Below are 21829 nucleotides of genomic sequence, written 5' to 3' on the forward strand. Positions count from 1 at the left end.
TGCGAAAGCACATCCATCAAAAACCAATTAAAACTCGAAGTAACAATATTTTAAAAAAAATAACAAAATCTGCCAAAATCTAATTTTGGCGGACACCCTAATTAATTAAAAAAAGAGAATATGGAAAAAATTTTCCATAATGCAATAATCAAATGATTATCACTAAAATATTATTTTTTAGCTCTGCCTACTCTACGAGCAACTACCATTTCCCCAACAGAAATTAAACCTGCAAAGAATTTTTCAAGTCCACCAGTAGCCCAAATGGCTTCACCAAATGTTGAATCCATAATGTTAGCTTCATATTCTTCAGCTGAAATCTTTTTACCAGTGGTCTTTTTGGATACCAATGCTGAAGCGGACATCAATTCTTCCCATGTTACACCTTTAAGCTGGTTTTGCATAGCCTTGTATAAACTTTCAACTTTAATGTCATACAAATCAGATAAAAGCTCAACAATATCACATGCACGAACCATACCTATGACCTGATTGTCATCATTGACAACCGGTACGGTAACGAATTTATTGTTAGCAGTCAATATTACCGCTTTTCTTGCGGGATCGTTTTCATGGACAGTTGAAACCTCCTGACAACTACTCATTATTTCAGAAATCTTATCATTACCTTCTCTTAGACCTTTTGTAATATCAAATGCAGTTACCCATCCAATTAATTGTTTTTTCTCATTTACAACTGGACATGTAAAACGTCTGACATCTTCCATAGCTTTTGAAGCGTCAACCACTGTATCATCAGCATTTAAATATACAAAATCCTTATCCATCAATTCTTTTGCTCTCATAAACAGCCCCCATTTTATTCAATTTCAACTCTTTTTAGTGCTCCTACAGGACAATGATTTGTACATTCAATACATCTGATGCATTTGTCATTGTCAAGAACTACTTCACCATCAACCAACTCAATTGCTCCTGTCGGACAATTTTCTTCACATAAAAAACAATTTACACATGCCTCATGATTAATGTCAATCAAACGTGTGTGACGAATTGGTCCAATATACCTATCCAATTCAATTGCAAAGTCATTTAGAGATATTTCCCTACATGCCCCACATCCAATACACATTTTTTCCTTGATGTGAGGATATAATTCGTCATCAATCAAATTTATTCCCAAATCAATGCCTTTTTCTTCAAAGAACTCCCTGAATTCAAGGGTGAATGCATTGGTTGGACATAGATTTGCACAGTCATCCCAATTGTTATCATCTACAGTATAATCAATTGAAATGCTGTTCATACGAATTACCCTATGGGAACAACTAACATTTGCCAGGTTATATTCTATAACTTCGCGTTCATCTTCATGATCATAACTTATAGTATTATCAATTAATTTAATGGCTGAAACCGGACAAGTTTGAACACAAATTTCACATTTAACACACTTATCAGTAATCTTAGCCATCCTAAAAATATTAGCTGGCTCGATTGCATTAACTGGACATTCTCCAACACAGGTATTACACCTTACACATCTCGGTGAAACAGCAAATATTTCCTGGTTTGTACTAAAGTTATCCAGTTCAAACTGGAAATCATCACCGTCATCATCCAATTCAACAGATTTTAAAAGAACTTCACGTTCCAAGTTTTTTATCTGTTTAATAAAAGACACATTCATTTTAATACCAACTAAATAATTTATTTATTAAAAAAATCCTCCAAATCTTTTAGATTAGGAAATTTCTCCATACCAAATCCTTCAATAGATTTGCTGGCCACCCAATTTCCGATTTTACAGGATTTTTCAAGATCATAACCTTTTAAAAAGGAATATAAAAATCCGCTATTGAAACTGTCCCCTGCACCGGTAGTGTCCACAACTTCACATTCGAATGCTTCAACTTCACATTCTTCATTATTTGAAATGGCAAATACACCATCAGAACCCTGTTTTACAACAACAGTTTCAATTCCCAAATCCAAAAATCCAACAGCCAATTCCTTTACTGAGGATTTGTCATTATTACATAATAATCTTAATTCTGACTCATTTATCAACAATATATTAGTCCTTTCAAGTATAGGTTTTAGCTCGTCAAAACCCTTTTGGACATATAGCATACCAGGATCAAAGCTCAATAAACATTCATCACTAAGTTTTTCCAACAATTCGATTTGAGTCTTGAATGAATCGCCAACAAATGATGTGTAATGCATTATCTTACATCTCATAATGTTTAATGGATTGATCTCATCAATTTTGATTTCATCGTTGACCCCCGGATCAATATATAAGCATCTCTCACCGTTTGAATCTACAAATCCCAAACATTTTCCGGTAGAGCCGGTTTCTGAATAAATCAAATTATTAGAGTAAACGCCATTTATTGCCAAATGGTATTCAATTAAATCCCCATCTTCATCCTCTGCAATTTTTCCAATGATTGAAGTGGAACATCCAAGTCTGGACAATCCAACAATTGTATTAGCTGCAGATCCTCCAGGAGTATCGGTCTCATCTTTGATAAAACTTTCCTCATCTTTGGAAACTATATTTTCAACTGAATAGAGCTTGTCAACATTCAATGCTCCGAATCCAATTACTTCAGCATTTAAATCACTATCAAATATTTCCATTTTAAAACCTTACTTTAAGATATCTAATAAATTTATATTCTTGTCACCTAGTTTACCATCAAAATTACCTGCAGATATTCCAATTACTCCATCAAATTGTAAAGCGGCGTCAATACCTGCCTTAACTGCTTCGTTCATTGATTTTTCATCGATTGCATTAATTACAACTTCAGGAATATAGTTGACACCTTCAGGAACTTTAGACTCATCACCCAAGGTTTCCTTTAGTGAAGGGCAGTAAAAGTGATTTGTAGTCGGTCCGATTTCAGGGAAATTGGTTTCCGGTTTTGAAGCGGCTGAACAAATATCAAATGGTGCAGTTGCACCTTCAACATTCATTATGGCATCAATAATAGCTTCTCCTGCATCAATAACCGCTTCAGGAGTTTCACAAAGATACCAGAAGTTACCTCCCATTGTTCCATCGTTTATTTTGAACTTTTCTTCAATTTGGAAATCCGGCACTGCAATAGGAACGTTAATCATTTTTCTTCCATATTCCTCTACAATCCATTCAAATCCGTCTCCGCAGTGACCTACAATATCCATCATTTCAATATATTCTTCACTTTCCTTATCTGAGTAATCAAAAATACGTGTGAACGGTTTAACCAGCACATCTTGCCTTAATCTGTAGGACAGTTCAAATGCAAATTTTTCAACATCATCCCCTCCTAGCCAGTATTGGACAATAGCTCCAAACCTGCCGTCGGGAGTTTGTGATTCATCCAAAAAGCCTTCAACTCCACCTTCAACTCTTCCGATTACCGCACTAGGGGTTGAAGTTGAATCATATGCTGCCCTTTTTACAATGGACTCATTTGGTCCGGTAATTAATGCCCTTACATATTTTCCTTGGAAAGCTTCAAAGAATGTATCTTCCACTTTATCATAATTCATTTTTACACCTTAACCTAATTCACCTATATTCTGACCACGAATATTGTTTCTCATTTCCTTACTGACCTTAAGTATTTTTTCATAGTTTTCATCTGTTACTGTTTGAATTAATGGATATTCGTCAGCAAATACTTCAAAAAATTTATTTTTTATATCTTCATCAATATTGTAGTCATCAAATATTTTTTCCAAATCTTCTGAATCATTATAATCTTTAATAAATTCTAAAACATAATTTTTATCATTTTCCGCATAAACGTTTGCTATCACTGCAGTAGCTACAGCACTTGGAGATACAATAGCAATTTCCGCCACTTTTAAAGGATATTCGTTACCGTTAAATGATACGCTTATTCCATTGTTCTTATGGGCAAAAGCCAAAGGCTCCACATCAGTTATGCTGTCTCCGATGTAAAAGATTTGGTCCTGATTGATATCATCCCTTCTGATGATTTCATCTATTGCCAATTTCTTACCTTCCCCACCGACAACTTCAATGTCCCCGATTTTCTCATATATGCCCATTTTTGAAATTTGATTGAAGAAAATATCATCAAATAATTCGTAATCATCAGGATTTTTCAAAATCAAATCCTTAAATTCAATGATCTTTTTAATTTCTTCATCATTTAACTTCAAGGAATCTATATCCACTTTAGTATAAAATGTATTTTCAAATGGCAATTGCATATAATTAGACACAGCTTCAATATATTGGCCATAGCTGGTACTAACTATATAAGTATTCATAGCATTCTTCAAGTAATTTAATAGGAATTTTGAATCCCTCACAGCATAAATGTTATCTTTTGAAAAATCAATGAAATCCTGATTTGTAAGATTTTCAACTACAAAGAACGGCAGGATTAACTTTAGGGTATTGCCTGCCTTATAATTCTCTTTTTTAACTATATCTACAATATAGTCATCATACAAACTAAGAATCTTAAATAATTCCCCGCCATTTTCGATAAACTTGTCTGCCATCTCATAGGCATTATCATTCAGGGTCAATGGCCCTTCACAGTCCGTAATATATGATTTTTCAAACATGATTCACCTGAAATTAACAATTCTGATTGCATCCAACGGACAAATAGCTTCACAGTTTCTGCAATAAATACACTTTTCACCATCAAATTCAATCTTGTCATCATTCAATGTTAAAGCGTCAACAGGACAGTTTTTAACACAAATCGCACATGCCTGACACTTGTCATCTGAAAGTGAGAAGTCACCTTCCCTCTGCTTGTAGAGATAGGATCTGGCATAATATAAATCCTGGTCTTTACTGTAGAAGTAATCGTCATAGGCACCGATTGCATCAAACTGACAGACTTCAACACATTTTCCACAGTATATACAGTCATCACTGATGGAAATAGGATTTGGTCCATTTACCTTAATTGCGCCTACAGGACAGACATTGAAACATTCACCACATGCAATACACTTGTTGTCATAAACCTCAATGTTTCTGTCCATCAGATATGACCCGACAAGTTTTGTGAACTTATCAACTTCAATACTGGTGTCAAGACTGATTTTGAGTTCACGTTCCATCATGTCATTTACTTTATACTCGATGAAATGCTCGAATCTTTGGTCATTGAACTCTAAAGCAATGGCATTTCCGACTTTTTGTAAAACTTTATTTAAACTGATTAAATCAAGAGACAATCTTTTGACATCATGATCAATGATACTGGAAACGATATCATAGGATTTAATCTCACTATACATCTTATAGGCTTTTTTACGTGATGAATATCTGATTGCTGTTGAAGGACATGAATGCATACATTCCTCACATCTTGCACAGTATCCTGGATTGATGTAAGGCAGCTTATTGGTTCTTCCAACATTAATCGCACCCATTGAAGGACATACTCTGGTACAGGTCATACAGCCGATACACTGCTTTTGATTAACAACAATGGCCTTACCTCCCTTAACGGTTTTTGGAAGCAATTCACCATACTTGATAGCATCGGTCGGACATACCCTGAAACAATATCCGCATCTTACGCATGTGTCCTTATCTATCTGACTGTGAGGTTCTTCATTTCCATTTGCTACAATATGAATTGAACCGTTTTTACATGCCTGAACACATGCTCCACATGCCTTACACAATTTTACATTGATGTTTGGAACATTTTCCTTTAATGGAGGATCCATTTTAACATCAAGAGATATTGCATCTTCAGGACAAGCATTACGACATAATACACATCCAAAGCAAGTGGTTTTCAATTTAACAAGACCGTCACTTTCATCCATATAAATGGCATCAATAGGACAAGAGTCAAGACAAGGCTTGTCGCTACATTTAGCGCACCTAGTCTGGTCGATAACATAATCCACATCAACATGCCTTAATGGCCTTGGTGTTTTGGTAAAACTATCAATCATAACTCTCACTCCATTAACAAATCATCATTCAGGTTGGATGATTTTACTGTAATATGAATATTTTCACCGTCATCTATTGAGAACTTGGATATGAAGTATTTGATTACTGAGAACGGACATGTCTGGTAACAAATACTACAGCGTAAACATTTATCCTTATCCCTTACGATTGTATCTGCATTTTCATCAAAGGAAATACATCCGGTCGGACAATCAGGAATACACAACTGACATTTTTTACATTTATCCTTATCCCAATCAATAATTCTTACTTTCAGCCTGTTTACGGCATTGGTCATAATCTCCAATGCAATCTCATCATCAGGAATAATCTTCAATGCCTTGTCCCATATTGCTGAGATTGGCACATCATACTGCAGGAGTCCGTCTTTTTCAAGTGACCTTAAATCCTCCTCTTTTGAATTGACGTATTCTTCAAGATAATCGACACATAAAAGTATCAGGTCTTTTTGGTCCTGTAGATTGTCCACAAACACTGCCTTCATAGCCCCATTTACAGGACAGACATCTACACACTCCCCACAACTGATACACTTAAGCTGGTCAACTACAACCTTTCCATCAATTTCACTGATTGCCTCAACAGGACATTTCTTCAGACATTTCTTACATTTAATACATAAATAATCGTCAACAATATACTGTCTTTTTGAAGGAATAATATTGAATTCAGGCAATATCAAATGATTTTGACCACATTCCAATGTTTTAGGATCAGTAGGACATACTTCAGCACAGAATCCGCAACGGATACATGCTCCCGGCTTGATTACCGGATATGTCATGCCCACTCCTTCTTCTGTGTCCTCATCACGAACCAGTTTGATTGCATTCGGTGAAGGGCATGAAACAGTACATGCGCCGCATCCGATACAATATTCCTTGTTAACTTTTGGAAAATCCCTGAAACGTTCCGGCTTTTCAGATATTTCAGGTTCATTCTTAGCATTTAAAAATGTATCTGCCCATGCTTTTCTTGCAAAATCATAAATGTACCACATCAAAGATGACACTTATATCACCTCATCAATTTTTTTGATTGTGGTTTTGCCTGCCTCGTTGGTTATTGCAACCCTTTCGGCACATGCAACACATGGGTCACTGGTTGCATAGGTGGCCACCGCATCCGCAACGGTCGGAACATCACGAATCATGTATCTTGCACATGAATCCATATTAGCTATACTTGGAGTTCTAATGGAAATATTCTTGATTAGACTGCCGTTGGTTTCAATCATGTAGGTAACCTCACCACGAGGAGCTTCGTTCTGACGCATTGCATAACCAGATTTCAAATCTACAGGAGTACGTACTTCACCTTTCGGTATATTTTCAATTGCCTGCCTCAATATGCTAATTGATTCAGGTATTTCATCAAATCTAGTTAATGTTCTTGCGTAATTATCCCCTTCCTTACGTGTAATCACCTTAAAGTCAAAATAATCATCATAAGTATAATGGCCATTACGGAAATCCTTTGTAATTCCTGATGCCCTTCCAATAGGACCGACAGCTCTTCCCTTAATAGCTTCTTTTTTGGTCATGACCCCAATGCCCTTACATCTTAAAGCTAAGGCAGGACCTTCAGCAAACAACTGCCTGGTTCTCTCAAAGCCCTCTTCAATAATTTCCAAGTTTTTAAGAATTTGCTCAAAGTGGCGCTCATCTGCATCCATCCTAACACCACCGACAACATTCCAACCCATGTTAACCCTGTTTCCGGTTAAAAGTTCAATGGAATCCATTGCATATTCCCTCAATTCCAAAACATGCATGAATAAGGTTTCATGATCCATTGATTTGAAGAATGTTGAATTTCCAAGCAAATGACTTTGAATCCTATCGAGCTCATTCGCAATGGTTCTTAAAAATTGAGCCCTTACAGGCACATCAACATCGGAGATTTTCTCAATAGTCTCTGCAAAGGTTTGTGTGTGTTCATATGAACATATACCACAGACTCTTTCAGATAGATATATTCCTTTCTGCCAGGTTTTTCCTTCAATTATCTTTTCAATTCCCCTATGAACATAACCATATTCAATTTCCGCTTTGACAACCCTTTCTCCTTCAGTCTGAAGTTTTAATCTGATAGGTTCCTTTAAAGCAGGGTGAATTGGACCAATAGGCACTATCATTGTTGTTCCCTCCCCCTATCAGCAATAGCTTGAGGTCCAACTGCAAGAATAGCTTCTAGAATTTCACTAGGTCTTGGAGGACATCCTGGAATTTCTGCAGCAACAGGGATGAAATTTGATGCAGGGGCATTTACATGACCCCCTTCCTGTGCAAACACATCACCTGATATAGGGCAGTTTCCAACAGCTACGGCTATTTTTGGTTCAGGAGCTTTATCATAAATTCTTTTTAAATTGTCTTTCCATTGTTCGGTTACTGCACCGGTTAACAATAGAACATCAGCTTCACGAGGATTATTGTGAACATAAATACCAAACTGCTCTAAGTCGTATCTTGGAGATAACAGTGCAACACATTCAACATCGCAACCATTACATCCGCCACAATTTACAATACAGACATGGATAGAGCTTTTTCTCACAACATCCCTAATAGCATCTAACATTGTACTCCCTCATAATTTAATAAATTTATAAACATTAATATTCTGATTTTTCTTTTAATAATTCAAATAATTCAATTTGGCCTTCCTTTAAGGCATCTTCATAACTTTTTCCGGATTTGACCTCGGCAACTAATTTTTCTTTTAATACATCACCCTCTTCAGGAGTGATTATCTCCAAAGTGCCGATATACCAGCATAATCGTAAATCCGCATGGAATTTCTTGGCAAGACAGATGTCCTGTGCTATGTCCAATGTTCCATGAGTTGCCTCCAAAGTAGACATGTCGAAGAGTTTAAAGAATACTTCCTTCAATTCTTCAGGTGTGCAGTCATAATCCTTTGAAAGCGGATCTATAATATCTCTCTGCCATGCATAACTTCCAAGTATTCTTTCCTTCATCAAATTCATTTTAGATTCATCATCCATGCAAATCACCTAAATTATCGGCATAGCCAGGTACACAATCACTGATATAATCAATCCAATTGCAGTTTCCTTTCTTCCATAACCTGGTCTTTCTCCCATTACAAATCCTGCGAGGAGAAAACCGATAGCTGATAAAATAACGTTTCCTGCATTGAATGCCAAAAACCATCCGACAATTGCAAGAACCAATGCAACAGTGTTGATATTAGTTACTGCAACAAACGGTTCACCATGCTGTTTGTAACTGTAAAGCAATCCCAGAATGGATCCTACAACAAATGCAAGTATGTAAATCATATAATCTAACATAATATCTCCTACATAGGCTTATAAAGCAATATAAATGAGCATATAATTGCTATAAATGTTATTATAAAACACAATTTCTCTATACTTTCTATCTTATGGGAAAAATTACCCTTGGACAGCAATAGGAATATTGCCAATATCAATCCTATTGCGACGATTGGAGCAATAAGAACAGAATGCAACAGGGTTGTCAGTAAACCTACAATTATCACGCCAACGGCAACCAATGCGGTAAAATAAACAATCACATTTTCACTATTCATGCTACCACTCCGCTAAATAACATTATAATTGTTCCAAAGAAACAGATAGCTCCGATTGTAATCTGGGTCATGACGGAATGATTCGGACTGAAAATCGGTGTTGTAGCGTTGATAAAACCGGTAATGAAAGTTATAATAATCATTCCAACCAAATATCCTACGGCAGTTAGAGGACCAAAGAATATTGTTAAAAATACCCATAACATCACATACCAAGCAATAGACTCGGAAAAGTGCATAAACCCTCTTAAAAGTCCATAGTGCTCAGTTTCAAATCCTGAAATTAAAGCCTTATCCTTGGTTATTGCAAATGGAGAATAAGGGGATTTTGTAATAATCAGCATGAAAAACATCAAAGCAGCAAGAGGAACTGTGAATATCAAAGGACCATGAACAGACTGGTATGCAATGATTTCACCAATGTTCATTGTACCGGTCACAAGATAAACAAATACAATTGATGCGAACAATGGAAGTTCTGTTGCCGCTGAAAGAACAGCCCTTACACAACTTAATTTACCATACGGTGAACCTGAACTTGATCCTGAATTGTGTTCCACAATCTTATAGACTGCATAAACACCGAACAGTATAAGCAATGAATCATGTGCTACAGGACCTACGATTACACCAACAATCCAAATTAAAGCAAGTATGAATGTTATACCAATATAAAATGGTTTTGAAACTGTTTTTGGAAAACCTGTTTCCTTAAAGAAAAATTTCAATGAATGTAACAAGTGCTGTATAATAGGTGGTCCCGGACGTCTTTGGACACGTGCCATGATTTTTCTATGCAATCCCAAAAGCAGGCTTCCCGCCAGAAATGCAATAATTACCTGAATTAAAATATTTGCCATTAAATTCACAATACCACCCTAATATCCAGTAAATGGTTCTTTTAACCTTCCTTCAACATCTTCAGGTTTTGGTTTAGCCATTGTTAGCAAACCTAAAGATAAAATCCAAGCTGGAATACCGAAAATAGCAATTGTATAGACTATCCATACTGCAAAGTCTATAACCAAGCATGCAAGGATTGCTATTGTTGATAATACCAATACTATAATACTTATGAGTTTTTGACTATCCATTTTAACCACTTACCACAATACCAATAATAAAATTTCAACAGCCCTTACGATAATAAATAATGAACTTAAGTGAATTATAACAATGAATGGAGAACCTGGAGTTCTAAACATCTCCGCCTTACTTGCAAAGAATGGTGCCACACCACTTTCACCTAAAATTCCCAGTAACATCAATACTGCACCAAAAACCACCATTGGATTTGCAGGCATCTGTGACAATACTTGAAGTGACAATGTACCTGTTGATGCAAGAATTATAGCTGCACCTCCGAATAGCGGCAAACTGCACATCATGGCAATCAAACCATAATTGAATGCAGAATTCAAAACACTAGTCTGTTTTACTGCAGATACAATACCTATATTTAAAATACCCACCAAAGCCATGAATAATGTGAAGTTGAACAAATCTCCAGTTATCATTGCTCCAGCAGATGCAATACCACAGATTATTGATAAAAATCTTCTTTGTCTAAATTCCTTTTCATCAACTTTAACCTCAGCAATGCCAAGAGTATTAAATTTAGCCGCCTCAATTTGTGTTTCAGGTTTACTTACAGCAATCAATGCAGTAAAACCAAGCAACACTGCAAAAAGGAACAAATTAAATGGATTTAAATATAGTACAATGTCTCCAAGTGGAATTGTTCCAAGCAAATTTCCTCCAAGTGTAACGAAATCCATATTATCTACTCCTTATCAATATCCTCTCTCATAAGCAGGCCTATCAAACCCACTTTGGAAGCTACTTTTAATAATAATCCACATGCTGCCAGGAATAAACTCAATAGCCAGTATTGTGGAGTTACAAAGAACAGTAAGAAACCTACTATCCATAAACACCATGCAATACCTGAAACTCCTGCAACACCATCCAATATCAATACTGGAAGTCCTCTTGCTTTTTTGGAAATGGCATACAATACTATTCCTCCACCAGCTACTGCTCCACCAGTAAAACCAGTTAAAAATATACCATATCCAATCAGTACCAATGCGATGAAATTAGGTGCGGTAGTCATAATCTCCATATCCAGGGAGAATGCCTGAGGAAACATTGAAGAGGATTTAGACAGATTTGCTCTTGGATCCTGTTCAATTTTACGCATTTCCCTTGTAATCAGAATTTCTGAAATGGCCAATGTCTCAGCCAGTTCAACTACCAGACCAGGTAAAATTAATGCTTCAGCAAGGTCTGTTCCAACCGCTGAAACAACGAATATCATAGCAAGACCTACAAGGTCGGTCAATATGAGAATGTGCAATTCTCTTCTTTTCATTGCTATTGCCATGGTTGCAATAAAACCGACAATCAATCCCGCATATATTGCAGGAAGATACATGCTAATAAATGCCTGAGGAACAAACATCAGTTATCCCTCCTCAATTGCTTTGATCTTGCCTTAATGTCATTAGCTTTAACTTCTTTTGCCACATGTGCTGAATCATTTATGGCCTTTTTGAAATCCTTTTTGATTTCGTTTTCATCATTTTTCCTGTTCATTGTATAATTGATAGATAACCATGAAGCGATGATAAATGACATCATCAGTATGCTTGATTCCAAAATTGTATCGAAACCTCTTGTATAATACAGAATTTCATCTATAAGTCCTCCTGGGGATGAATATATTGAAGTTCCGAAGTAAGGTGAAATTGATGATATCCACTGCGCCAGAGGTGACATATAACCTGTAATCATTCCCAAACTCTCAGCATTTTCCGGATACTGAGGATCAATTTCTCCAGGTTGGGTTAACGGTTGTCCTCCCCTATCATATGGTGCTATTGCCAAACCTTCATCTATTTGCTCCTGTGGAGCGGGCCTGACATACAACTGGTCAGGATTCAAAGCCAAAGGCACAATCAATCCAACGATTAAAATAATTCCAAGGCTGAATGCAAAAAGACGTGGAATATTCTTAGGGTCTGCCAGTTTATTCCATAAAACTCCAATCCTCATACATCTGCCCCCATCTCTTCCAAACGAATGATTGCTCTAAATAAAATCAAACTGATAATAACAGTAGTTGCAAGCAATGTCAACAATGCCAATACATGATTGTAGCATAGCAATACCAGACAGACTCCAATGGATGCGACTTCAGTATTGAATGTCCTTACAATCGGATCGTTAACTCCCGGACCCCATGCGGTGGCAAGGCTTCCGACAATCGCTAAAAAGATACCGAAATAAAAGAATAAATTAACATCAATCATTGAATCTCACCACTTGCAAGTTTATTTTGTCTAATCTCTTTTATTTTAACTATTGATAAGATAAATACTAATGTGGATAGCGGACCTGCCAGCGCTGCAAACATTGCAACATCCAAATACCTAAACAAAGCAATAACCAAAACAAATCCCACATCCAATATTGAAAACATTATGACCTTATCCAAAGGTTTTTTCAGAAATATTATGCCAAATGAACCTATAAGCATTAAAGCCATTGCAATTATTGAAACTAGAAACTCCATAATATCACTCCAACAATATCTCATCATCTAGTCTTTTTAAAGTATATGCAATAGCATTAGCACTAATAGTTGAACAAATAAAGAACGCTGCAGCAACAACAAGAGCAAACGGTGTGTTAATCAATAATGCAATAATTGCAGAAACACCAAAACCGATAACATTTAAATATAATAGTCTTTCAGCCCTGTTTTGTGTTACTAAAGCCCTTAATGCTACGAATATGACTATAATTCCAATAATTTCAACATACATATAATCACTCTCTAGCATGCCTATTGAATTTTTCAGCGATTTTTCCCAATACTACAGACATTCTTGCTTGGTCTATTCCCATTATTGTGAAAATGGCTATAACCATACCTACAATAAACATTTCAGGAGTTAAACCGATGAATGAAGTTAAAAATATTATTACAGTAGCTGTTAAAGAACCTGTAGTTCCTGCATATCCCGGATCAGCACATAACCTATTTCCAATAAAAATAAGGAATGCTGCAATAATCCCTCCAGGAATTCCTAAAAGCATATATCCAATAGAAGCCATTAAAGTACCAGCAGACGCATCAGGAGAACATAAAATGTTTCCTTGGAAGAATCCACCAGCGATATCTCCCCCTCTTTTTTCTACATCTTTTCCAATAATCCTGGCTCCTCTTACACCAGGCTGCTCGGGAAGTCCGAAATATGTATCCACAATTACAAAATTCAACCAACAAAGAATTGCGGCAATTATTATTCCAATTACCTCATTCATTTATATCCTCTCCCGTATTATCATTCAGAGGTTTTGGAAATACAAAATCAAACAAATATTTCACAAATAATGCTGATAAAACACCTATAATAGCTGCCAAAACCAAACCATTATACATGAAAGTATAATTTAAAACTAAAAATATTGAAAAAATCCCAATAGCTATTATTGGAGTCGGATATAATGCACTTACATCAAAAGAATACCTATATGGTTTGCTAGGAAGTAACGGTAACCTTAAAACTAAAGCTACAATAATGGAACATAAGATTGTTAGAATATAAGCTAATATAACATCAAATAAAGATATGCTTACACTGCCTAGCCCATAAAAATTACTATACGAAGCAAAATATATGGTATCAAACACTAAATCAAACATATTATTAGACTCCTCTTATTAAAATAATATACATATAAAAATATATAAACATTGTTACTTAAAAATAGTAATAGATGCTTAATTATAATTTAAATTAATTAATGGTGGCTTAATGAAAAATAAAAAGATATTAATTACCGGTGGAGCAGGATTTATAGGTTCTCATATCGCTAATGAATTAATAAACGATAATGAGATTACAATTATTGATAATCTATCCACAGGAAACATTAAAAATTTAAACGACCCTGAACACGATAATCTGGAATTTATCCACGAAGATCTGTGTAAAACTAATTTGGATGACATTACTTCCAGAACAGATTATATTTTTCATATGGCAGCCATGGCAAGTGTGCCGTTGAGTGTTGAAAAACCAGTAGAATGCAATGAAATAAATGTCAATACTACCGTTAAGCTTTTAAAATCAGCAGTTGACAATGATGTTAAAAAAATCGTCTTTTCATCCTCATCCGCCGTCTATGGCCAGAACACAAACATGCCCCTTAAAGAAACAGAACCGTTCATGCCTACTTCCCCCTATGCAGCTTCAAAGGCAAACTGTGAAGTTTACTTAAAGTCATTTTATGAAAGTTACGGACTAAACTACACTGCATTAAGATACTTCAACGTCTTTGGACCAAAACAGGACAAGAATTCACATTATGCGGCAGTGATGCCAAACTTCATCAGTTCACTTCTTGAAGGAAAACCTGCGAAAATATACGGAGACGGTGAACAGACCCGTGATTTTGTCTATGTCGAAGATGTCGTTAAGGCAAACATCAACGCATGCAAATCAAACTACAATGGAGCGGTGAATGTTGCATCAGGTAAAAAGATAACAATAAACAGATTATATGAGATAATCAGGGACACCCTGGGAAGCGAACTGGAACCTAAATATCTTCCAGAACGCTTAGGAGATGTCAGGCATTCCCTTGCAGATGTAAGCAACATGGAAAAAATCAATTTAAAGATTGATTCATCCAATTTCGAATCACAACTTCAGGAAACTGTCAACTGGTTTAGAACAATCTTATAGGTGACTTTATGGATAAAAGTGTAACCGATTTCAATGTTCGTCTAAGAACAATTCAAATCAGGGATTTGATTGTCGGAATAATCATAACCGTGATATTGAGCGGAATAGCCGTAGCCATTTTTCCGGAAATTTACGAATCCAACGAATTGTTCTTTATCGTATTCTTTTTGATAGGTGCAATATTGTTTATCTGGGCACTTCGAGGCACACGAGGTCTTGACAGAAACATTGAAAATCTGTTTGAAGACAGCAATAAAAAAGAGATCTTGTACGTATTTTTAATCAACTTACTGTTTGCATCACTATTCATGCTTCTGATATCCACAGCAGACATAATAAGCGGATTCAATGATCCGAACTGGATATCAATGTGGGACATTGAAACCATAAATGTCGATGCAGGCGTAATTATCCTTGAAGCCATCGGATCTATAATTTTTGCACCGATTGTGGAGGAACTTGTATTTAGAGGAGTCCTATTCAATAGGCTTAAAATCAGAACAGGAATCATACCTGCAATGCTAATCTCATCATTTCTCTTTGCAATCGGACATGACTTCGGAGGAATGACAAGCGCATTCCTGTTTGGAATCTGCATGTGCATACTATACCTAAAAACAGACAATATCCTGATTCCGATGAGCGTTCATTTCATAAATAATCTTGTGGCAACAATACTTGAAACTACACAGATAGACATTTTCCTGGCACAATTCCCGCTAGTCATACCATCATTAATCATATCAATAATCGGGTCAGTACTGTTAATAATTTACATTATAAAAGAAGCCAAAAAGCTCAAAAATGAGTATATCTAAAAAAAGTTAAAGTTAGTGGAATCCGCATCCACTACAAGTTTCACATTTTTCTTCTTCTAAAGGATCATACTGTTTATCTTCTTGTACTGTAGCTGAGATAAAGTATTGGTCTAATTCATCTTTATTTTTAAGAACTGGTGATAATCCTTTAAAGTCACATTTGATGTCACCGGTTCCACCAATATCGACCATTATTGGCTCACCTAATTTAAATTTTTTAAAGTATGCTTCAATTTCATCCTTTAAAGCTCCCGGTACTCTGAAATTAATAGACAATATGTTATTCTCCTTCATTTTTAAACCGACGTATTTTTGATCAATTTCGTAGTTTAAACCTAATTGTTTTTTGAATATTACATTAGTACCAATATCATTAGATGACATTTTTATATACTCCCTAATTTTATTAAATTAAAATTATTGTTTGAAATATATAAAACTTTCTAAAAATGTAACATCATTTACCAATTAAAAATTTTTTGTTCAACTGATTTACAATAAATTCCAACGATTCTTAACAAGGTTTATATAATTCGAAAATTAAAACATATAATATTATAATATATATTATAATATACTTATAAAATCAATTAGAAAAATAGGTGTTTAAAAAATGAATGAATACAACAAAGATATTGGAAATAGAATTAGAGAATTGAGAGAATTGTCCGACATTACTATTAAAGAAATTGCAGATGACTTGAACATTACCCAAGAAACCTACATCCAATATGAAAACGCTGAAGTAGACATTCCAGCAAGCTTCTTATACGAACTTGCACAGATTTTCAAAGTTGATTTAGGATTATTATTAACAGGTGAAGAAAGCAGAATGAGCATCTTCGATGTTACCCGTGCAGACAAGGGAGTTTCAGTCGACAGAAGAAAGGAATACACACATCAAAACCTATGTTCTAATTTCATTCACAAAAAGGCTGAAACCTTTATCGTGGTGGTAGACCCTGAAAAGAACCCTGTGCCTTCACTTAACTCCCACCCAGGACAGGAATTCAACTATGTCCTAGAAGGTTCCTTAAAAATATATATCCACAACAACGAAATCGTGCTCAATGAAGGAGATTCAATATTCTTCGATTCAGCACACAGACACGCGATGGTAGCGCTTAACGACAAACCCGCTAAATTCTTAGCAGTAATAATATAATATTTATAGGAGATAATTTAATGACTTCAGTTATAGGAGATTTTGTAGAAAGAGTTGATTTCAACTCTTATGAAGACTTTTACGAAAATTTTAAGCTTAAATATGAAGATGATTACAATTTCGGATTTGATGTAGTAGACAAATACGCCGAAATCGATCCTGAAAAAATCGCACTTATCTGGGTAAACGACCATGATGAGGAGCATACCTTCACATTCAAAGACATGAAGGAATACTCCAACAGAACTGCAAACCTATTCAAAAGATTAGGAATCAAAAAAGGTGACTGTGTAATGCTCACCCTTAAAAACAGATACGAATGGTGGTTCTGTATGGTTGCACTACATAAAATCGGTGCAATACCAATTCCTGGAACACACATGCTCAAGCTTCATGACCTTGACTTCAGGTTAAAAGAGGCAAATGTGAAAATGGTAGTCTCAATTGAAGAGGACACATTACTTCCAGATTATGAAGAAGCAGAAAAATCTCTGGGCATTGACATACCTAAATTAGTTATCGAAACCGAAAGGGACGGTTGGATAAACTTCAATGAGGCAATAAAAGAGGAAAGTCCGGTATTTGAAAGACCTACCGGAGAAGACAAAACCTATGCAGAAGAAATCTTTTTAATCTACTTTACCTCCGGAACCAGCGGACTTCCAAAAATGGTATCACATAAACATACCTACTCATTAGGACACATTCCAACTGCAAAATATTGGCATAACGTTGTAGAGGATGGAATTCACCATACCGCTGCCGATACCGGTTGGGGAAAAGCAGTATGGGGAAACCTTTACGGTCAATGGATTGCAGGAACCTCAATATTCATTTACGATTACGACAGATTCAATGGAATAAAATTATTGGAGAATGTTATAAAATACAAGGTGAACACTTTCTGTGCACCACCAACAGTCTACAGATTCCTGATTAAGGAAAATATCCAAGGATATGACTTTTCAAACATGACATATGTAACCACTGCAGGAGAACCACTTCCTCCGGAGGTTTCAGAAAGATTCTATGACATCTCAGGTTTGAGAATTAAGGAAGGATTCGGTCAGACAGAAACCACATTATCAATTGGAACATTCATATGGTTGGATGCAAAAGTGGGATCCATCGGAAAACCTTCCCCATTGTTTGATTTGAGACTGCTTGATGAAAATCATGAAAGCGTGGAAATCGGTGACGAAGGAGAACTTTGTTTCAAATTAGAAGACGGTCCTAATCCAGGACTGTTTAAGGATTACGTCAATGATGATGAAAAATACAAAAAGCAGATCCATCACGGATACTACCACTGCGGAGACACCGCATGGATAGATGAGGACGGATACGTCCACTTTGTTGGAAGAAACGACGACATAATCAAGTCTTCAGGTTACCGTATCGGACCGTACGAAGTTGAAAGTGCAGTATTATCACACGAAGCAGTCCAAAACTGTGCAATTACCGCTTATCCTGATGAAGTGAGAGGCCAAATCGTAAAGGCAACAATCATATTGCAGCCTGGCTTTGAACCATCAGATTCACTTACAAAAGACATTCAAAATCATGTTAAAAGAGTTACAGCTCCTTATAAATACCCAAGAATGATTGAATACACAGATGAAATTCCAGAAACAATCAGTGGTAAAATAAGAAGAGTTGAAATAAGAGAAAACGATAATCAATGAGTTAGATGATATAATGATAGAGGAAATATCTTATCCAGTTATAAATAAGGAAATTTGTAAAGGATGTATGAGATGCATCACAGGATGTCCTCAAAACGCAATATTACTTTCAGAAGATATGAACGACGCAGGATATCAATATGCTTATTACAGCGGCAATGGTTGTACCGGATGTAAAGACTGTTACTTTACATGCCCTGAACCATTAGGACTTGAAGTACATCAAATAAAAAATATTGTCAACGACAGTGTTGCAAAAATGATTAAGGCCAAAGTGGCCAATAAAGGAGGAAACTAAAATGAGCAATCAAATGGTAAAAGGAAACACCGCAGTTGTCATTGGTGCAATGTATGCCGGTTGTGACTGTTTCTTTGGATACCCAATTACTCCTGCAAGTGAAATTTTACATGAAGCTTCAAAATACTTCCCTATGGTTGGAAGAAACTTTGTACAGGCTGAAAGTGAAGAGGCATCCATCAACATGGTTTATGGTGCATCAGGAACCGGCCACAGAGTAATGACCTCATCTTCAGGACCAGGTATTAGTTTGATGCAGGAAGGTTTCACTTTCCTGGCAGGTGCTGAACTGCCTGCAGTCATCGTTGACATCATGAGAGCAGGACCTGGACTTGGAAACATCGGACCGGAACAGGGAGACTACAATCAGATTGTTCATGGTGGAGGCCATGGAAACTATAAAAACATAGTTTTAGCTCCAAACAGCGTTCAGGAAATGTGTGACTTGACCATGAAGGCATTTGAACTTGCAGACAAATGGAGAAACCCAGTTGTTGTTTTAGCAGATGGAACATTAGGTCAAATGGCTGAACCATTAGTTTTCCCTGAAAAGGCAATTGAACCTGCAAATGACAAGCCTTGGGCAGTAAAAGGAAATGCAGAAACAATGGATAATCTCATTACCTCCATTTTCAATGATTTCAATGAGCTAGAGGATTTCAACTACAAACTTCAGGAAAAATACGCTAAAATCGATGCTGAAGAAGTCATTGTTGATGAATATCAAGTGGAAGATGCGGAAATCGTTTTGGTATCATATGGTATAAGCAGCCGTATTGCAAGATCAGCTGTTGATAAAGCACGTGAAAAAGGCGTTAAAGTTGGACTTTTAAGGCCTATAACATTAAGCCCATTCCCAATTGATAGAATTAAGGAATTATCTGATAAAGGAGTTAGTTTTATCTCAGTTGAGATGAGTAACGGCCAACTGTTAAGAGATGTTCAATATGCTGCACTCAGAAGAGAAGACACATATCTTGTTAACAGAATGGGTGGAAACCTCATTGAACTTAAACATGTGCTCGCTAAGATTTATGAAATCGCAGGACTCGATGAAGAAATTGACACTTCAAAAAGAAGTGAAGAGAAAGCTAGTCCAAATATTATAGATTAAGGATGTGGAAAAATGAGTGAACAAGAATTTAATGACAAAGATTATGAATTACAAATCCGTAGAAATCCACAATCCCTTTTAGAAGAGTATCCTAGAAAAGGAACCAACATTAAATCTACTCACTACTGTGCTGGTTGTGGACACGGTATCTTACATAAATTAATAGCAGAATGTATGGATGAACTTGGAATACAGGAAAGATGCGTTATGATTTCCCCAGTTGGATGTTCCGTATATGCTTATTTCTACTTCAACTGCGGTAACTTCCAGACCGCTCACGGAAGAGCACCTGCAGTAGCTACAGGAATTTCAAGAGCTGAAGACAATGCGATTGTCATGAGTTATCAGGGAGATGGAGACCTTGCATCAATCGGTTTGAATGAAACATTACAGGCTGCAAACCGTGGAGAAAAAATTGCAGTATTCTTCGTAAACAACACCGTTTACGGTATGACAGGTGGACAAATGGCTCCAACCACATTGATTGGTGAAAAAACAGTTACATGTCAAACCGGAAGAGATCCTGATTATGCAGGACACCCTACACATATGTGTGAGTTAATCAACACTCTTAAAGCACCTGTATTTATCGAAAGGGTTTCACTTGCTAATCCTTTAAAAATCAGACTTGCAAAATATGCAATCAAACAGGCATTGACCGTTCAAAAAGAAGGAAAAGGTTATTCATTCGTTGAAGTTCTGTCACCTTGCCCAACCAACTTAAAACAGGATGTTGTAAGTGCACAGAAATTCATTGAAGAACAAATGGAAAAAGAATTCCCTGTTAAAAACTTCAGAAATAATCTATATACTAAACAACCTGTTCAAAGGCCTGCAAGTGATTTCTCAACTGAATCATTGGATAAAATCTTTAATGTTAATAGAGGCGATGATGTAGGATATGTCGATGAGGATATTGAACCTGTCAGCATCAAGGTTTCCGGATTCGGAGGTCAGGGCGTATTGAGTGCAGGTTTAACAATAGCTCAAGCGGCATGTGCTGAAGGAAAGCATGTTTCATGGTATCCAAGCTACGGACCTGAACAAAGGGGAGGAAAATCCAACTGTTCAGTGGTTATCTCAAATGAAACCATCGGTACACCTGTTGTTGATGACATTGACATTCTTATCGCTTTAAACAAACCTTCACTTGAACAGTTCTCACAGGACGTCAAGGAAGGAGGAGTTATACTATACGACGCTAAAATCGGCGATTTTGAAACAGATCGTGACGTGAAGGTTATTGCAATGCCTTGTGTTGACATAGCAGAAGAACACGGAAATGCCAGAACCGCTAACACAGCACTTTTAGGAGCTTTAACTGAATTAGGCGATGTTTTAAAACGTGAATCCTATGAAAATGCTATTCGTGAAATGTTTGCATCCAAACCAAAAGTCATTGACGTAAACATTGACGTATTGAAAGCAGGAGCAGAATGGATTAAAAACAATTCATAGTGT

At 36.2% G+C, this 21829-nt stretch carries 30 protein-coding genes; 7 read left to right on the top strand and 23 right to left on the bottom strand.

All coding sequences use genetic code 11. The annotated features are described in order from the left end of the window. Positions 1-170: 170 nt before the first annotated feature. Genes QZV03_RS08370 through QZV03_RS08475 form a run of 22 tightly spaced genes read right to left on the bottom strand, consistent with a single transcriptional unit; the run spans position 171 to position 14243 of the window. Complete coding sequence (locus QZV03_RS08370) at positions 171-806, bottom strand: HPP family protein (RefSeq protein ID WP_296875804.1); 636 nt, start codon at positions 804-806, stop codon at positions 171-173. 14 nt (positions 807-820) lie between these two features. Continuing rightward, positions 821-1651, bottom strand: coding sequence for a 4Fe-4S binding protein (locus QZV03_RS08375; RefSeq protein WP_296875805.1), 831 nt, complete (start codon positions 1649-1651; stop codon positions 821-823). Positions 1652-1671: 20 nt separating this feature from the next. Then, positions 1672-2610 (bottom strand): carbohydrate kinase family protein, encoded by a 939-nt coding sequence (locus tag QZV03_RS08380; RefSeq protein ID WP_296875807.1) that lies wholly within the window; start codon positions 2608-2610, stop codon positions 1672-1674. A 9-nt stretch (positions 2611-2619) separates the two neighbouring features. Beyond that, on the bottom strand, positions 2620-3510 hold the full coding sequence (locus QZV03_RS08385) for a formylmethanofuran--tetrahydromethanopterin N-formyltransferase (protein ID WP_296875808.1): 891 nt from the start codon (positions 3508-3510) through the stop codon (positions 2620-2622). 9 nt (positions 3511-3519) lie between these two features. Beyond that, positions 3520-4563, bottom strand: a complete 1044-nt coding sequence (locus QZV03_RS08390) for a hypothetical protein (RefSeq protein ID WP_296875810.1) — start codon at positions 4561-4563, stop codon at positions 3520-3522. A gap of 3 nt (positions 4564-4566) precedes the next feature. Beyond that, positions 4567-5934, bottom strand: a complete 1368-nt coding sequence (locus QZV03_RS08395; protein WP_342764235.1) for a 4Fe-4S binding protein — start codon at positions 5932-5934, stop codon at positions 4567-4569. Next, positions 5931-6959, bottom strand: a complete 1029-nt coding sequence (locus tag QZV03_RS08400; RefSeq protein WP_296875813.1) for a 4Fe-4S binding protein — start codon at positions 6957-6959, stop codon at positions 5931-5933. Before QZV03_RS08400 ends, QZV03_RS08395 begins: the two co-directional genes overlap by 4 nt. After that, positions 6960-8084, bottom strand: a complete 1125-nt coding sequence (locus QZV03_RS08405) for a nickel-dependent hydrogenase large subunit (protein WP_296875814.1) — start codon at positions 8082-8084, stop codon at positions 6960-6962. Beyond that, positions 8081-8530 carry an NADH-quinone oxidoreductase subunit B family protein gene (locus QZV03_RS08410; RefSeq protein ID WP_296875815.1) on the bottom strand — a complete coding sequence of 150 codons (450 nt, stop codon included), beginning with the start codon at positions 8528-8530 and terminating at the stop codon, positions 8081-8083. The genes QZV03_RS08405 and QZV03_RS08410 overlap by 4 nt, the downstream gene beginning before the upstream one ends. A gap of 34 nt (positions 8531-8564) precedes the next feature. Further along, entirely contained in the window at positions 8565-8957 is a 393-nt protein-coding gene (locus tag QZV03_RS08415; protein WP_296875816.1) for a DUF1959 family protein, read from the bottom strand. Positions 8958-8966: 9 nt separating this feature from the next. Next, on the bottom strand, positions 8967-9266 hold the full coding sequence (locus QZV03_RS08420) for an energy-converting hydrogenase subunit EhaL family protein (RefSeq protein WP_296875817.1): 300 nt from the start codon (positions 9264-9266) through the stop codon (positions 8967-8969). 8 nt (positions 9267-9274) lie between these two features. Further along, positions 9275-9529 (bottom strand): hypothetical protein, encoded by a 255-nt coding sequence (locus tag QZV03_RS08425; RefSeq protein ID WP_296875818.1) that lies wholly within the window; start codon positions 9527-9529, stop codon positions 9275-9277. Next, the gene (locus QZV03_RS08430; protein ID WP_296875819.1) at positions 9526-10398 is read right to left on the bottom strand and encodes a respiratory chain complex I subunit 1 family protein; all 873 of its coding nucleotides are present in this window, start codon (positions 10396-10398) and stop codon (positions 9526-9528) included. Before QZV03_RS08430 ends, QZV03_RS08425 begins: the two co-directional genes overlap by 4 nt. Positions 10399-10407: 9 nt before the next feature. Beyond that, on the bottom strand, positions 10408-10623 hold the full coding sequence (locus QZV03_RS08435) for a DUF788 domain-containing protein (RefSeq protein ID WP_296875820.1): 216 nt from the start codon (positions 10621-10623) through the stop codon (positions 10408-10410). Positions 10624-10632: 9 nt separating this feature from the next. Further along, positions 10633-11307 (bottom strand): proton-conducting transporter membrane subunit, encoded by a 675-nt coding sequence (locus QZV03_RS08440; RefSeq protein WP_296875821.1) that lies wholly within the window; start codon positions 11305-11307, stop codon positions 10633-10635. 5 nt (positions 11308-11312) lie between these two features. Continuing rightward, positions 11313-11993, bottom strand: coding sequence for an EhaG family protein (locus tag QZV03_RS08445; RefSeq protein ID WP_296875822.1), 681 nt, complete (start codon positions 11991-11993; stop codon positions 11313-11315). Then, positions 11993-12586, bottom strand: coding sequence for an EhaF family protein (locus tag QZV03_RS08450; protein ID WP_296875823.1), 594 nt, complete (start codon positions 12584-12586; stop codon positions 11993-11995). The genes QZV03_RS08445 and QZV03_RS08450 overlap by 1 nt, the downstream gene beginning before the upstream one ends. Beyond that, a complete protein-coding gene (locus QZV03_RS08455) occupies positions 12583-12843 on the bottom strand; it encodes a DUF2107 family protein (RefSeq protein WP_296875824.1) in 261 nt (86 codons plus the stop codon). The genes QZV03_RS08450 and QZV03_RS08455 overlap by 4 nt, the downstream gene beginning before the upstream one ends. Beyond that, a complete protein-coding gene (locus tag QZV03_RS08460; RefSeq protein ID WP_296875825.1) occupies positions 12840-13106 on the bottom strand; it encodes an EhaD family protein in 267 nt (88 codons plus the stop codon). Before QZV03_RS08460 ends, QZV03_RS08455 begins: the two co-directional genes overlap by 4 nt. A gap of 4 nt (positions 13107-13110) precedes the next feature. Next, on the bottom strand, positions 13111-13359 hold the full coding sequence (locus QZV03_RS08465; protein WP_296875859.1) for a DUF2109 domain-containing protein: 249 nt from the start codon (positions 13357-13359) through the stop codon (positions 13111-13113). Between the two features lie 4 nt (positions 13360-13363). Further along, the gene (locus QZV03_RS08470; RefSeq protein WP_296875826.1) at positions 13364-13861 is read right to left on the bottom strand and encodes a hypothetical protein; all 498 of its coding nucleotides are present in this window, start codon (positions 13859-13861) and stop codon (positions 13364-13366) included. Further along, positions 13854-14243, bottom strand: a complete 390-nt coding sequence (locus QZV03_RS08475; protein WP_296875827.1) for an energy-converting hydrogenase A subunit A EhaA — start codon at positions 14241-14243, stop codon at positions 13854-13856. Before QZV03_RS08475 ends, QZV03_RS08470 begins: the two co-directional genes overlap by 8 nt. Before the next feature lie 112 nt (positions 14244-14355). Between QZV03_RS08475 and QZV03_RS08480 the strand changes: the two genes are divergently transcribed. Together QZV03_RS08480 and QZV03_RS08485 are read left to right on the top strand one after the other, a co-directional pair. After that, positions 14356-15288: an NAD-dependent epimerase/dehydratase family protein gene (locus QZV03_RS08480; RefSeq protein WP_296875828.1), complete on the top strand. Its 933-nt coding sequence runs from the start codon at positions 14356-14358 to the stop codon at positions 15286-15288. An 8-nt stretch (positions 15289-15296) separates the two neighbouring features. After that, positions 15297-16106 carry a CPBP family intramembrane glutamic endopeptidase gene (locus QZV03_RS08485; RefSeq protein WP_296875829.1) on the top strand — a complete coding sequence of 270 codons (810 nt, stop codon included), beginning with the start codon at positions 15297-15299 and terminating at the stop codon, positions 16104-16106. A gap of 12 nt (positions 16107-16118) precedes the next feature. Here QZV03_RS08485 and QZV03_RS08490 read toward each other — a convergent pair whose 3' ends face one another. After that, entirely contained in the window at positions 16119-16490 is a 372-nt protein-coding gene (locus tag QZV03_RS08490; protein ID WP_296875830.1) for a hypothetical protein, read from the bottom strand. Positions 16491-16719: 229 nt separating this feature from the next. Between QZV03_RS08490 and QZV03_RS08495 the strand changes: the two genes are divergently transcribed. From QZV03_RS08495 to QZV03_RS08515, 5 genes are read left to right on the top strand one after another with little or no spacing between them, the layout of a single operon-like run. Next, positions 16720-17271 (top strand): helix-turn-helix domain-containing protein, encoded by a 552-nt coding sequence (locus tag QZV03_RS08495; RefSeq protein WP_296875831.1) that lies wholly within the window; start codon positions 16720-16722, stop codon positions 17269-17271. Positions 17272-17291: 20 nt separating this feature from the next. Further along, positions 17292-18956: an AMP-binding protein gene (locus tag QZV03_RS08500; protein WP_296875832.1), complete on the top strand. Its 1665-nt coding sequence runs from the start codon at positions 17292-17294 to the stop codon at positions 18954-18956. A gap of 13 nt (positions 18957-18969) precedes the next feature. Beyond that, complete coding sequence (locus QZV03_RS08505; protein ID WP_296875833.1) at positions 18970-19254, top strand: 4Fe-4S dicluster domain-containing protein; 285 nt, start codon at positions 18970-18972, stop codon at positions 19252-19254. Between the two features lies 1 nt (position 19255). Beyond that, positions 19256-20368, top strand: coding sequence for a 3-methyl-2-oxobutanoate dehydrogenase subunit VorB (locus tag QZV03_RS08510; RefSeq protein ID WP_296875834.1), 1113 nt, complete (start codon positions 19256-19258; stop codon positions 20366-20368). A 12-nt stretch (positions 20369-20380) separates the two neighbouring features. After that, the gene (locus tag QZV03_RS08515; protein ID WP_296875835.1) at positions 20381-21826 is read left to right on the top strand and encodes a 2-oxoacid:acceptor oxidoreductase family protein; all 1446 of its coding nucleotides are present in this window, start codon (positions 20381-20383) and stop codon (positions 21824-21826) included. The last annotated feature ends 3 nt before the right edge of the window (positions 21827-21829 follow it).

Origin of the sequence: uncultured Methanobrevibacter sp., from assembly GCF_902788255.1 — an archaeon.
Taxonomy (GTDB): domain Archaea; phylum Methanobacteriota; class Methanobacteria; order Methanobacteriales; family Methanobacteriaceae; genus Methanocatella.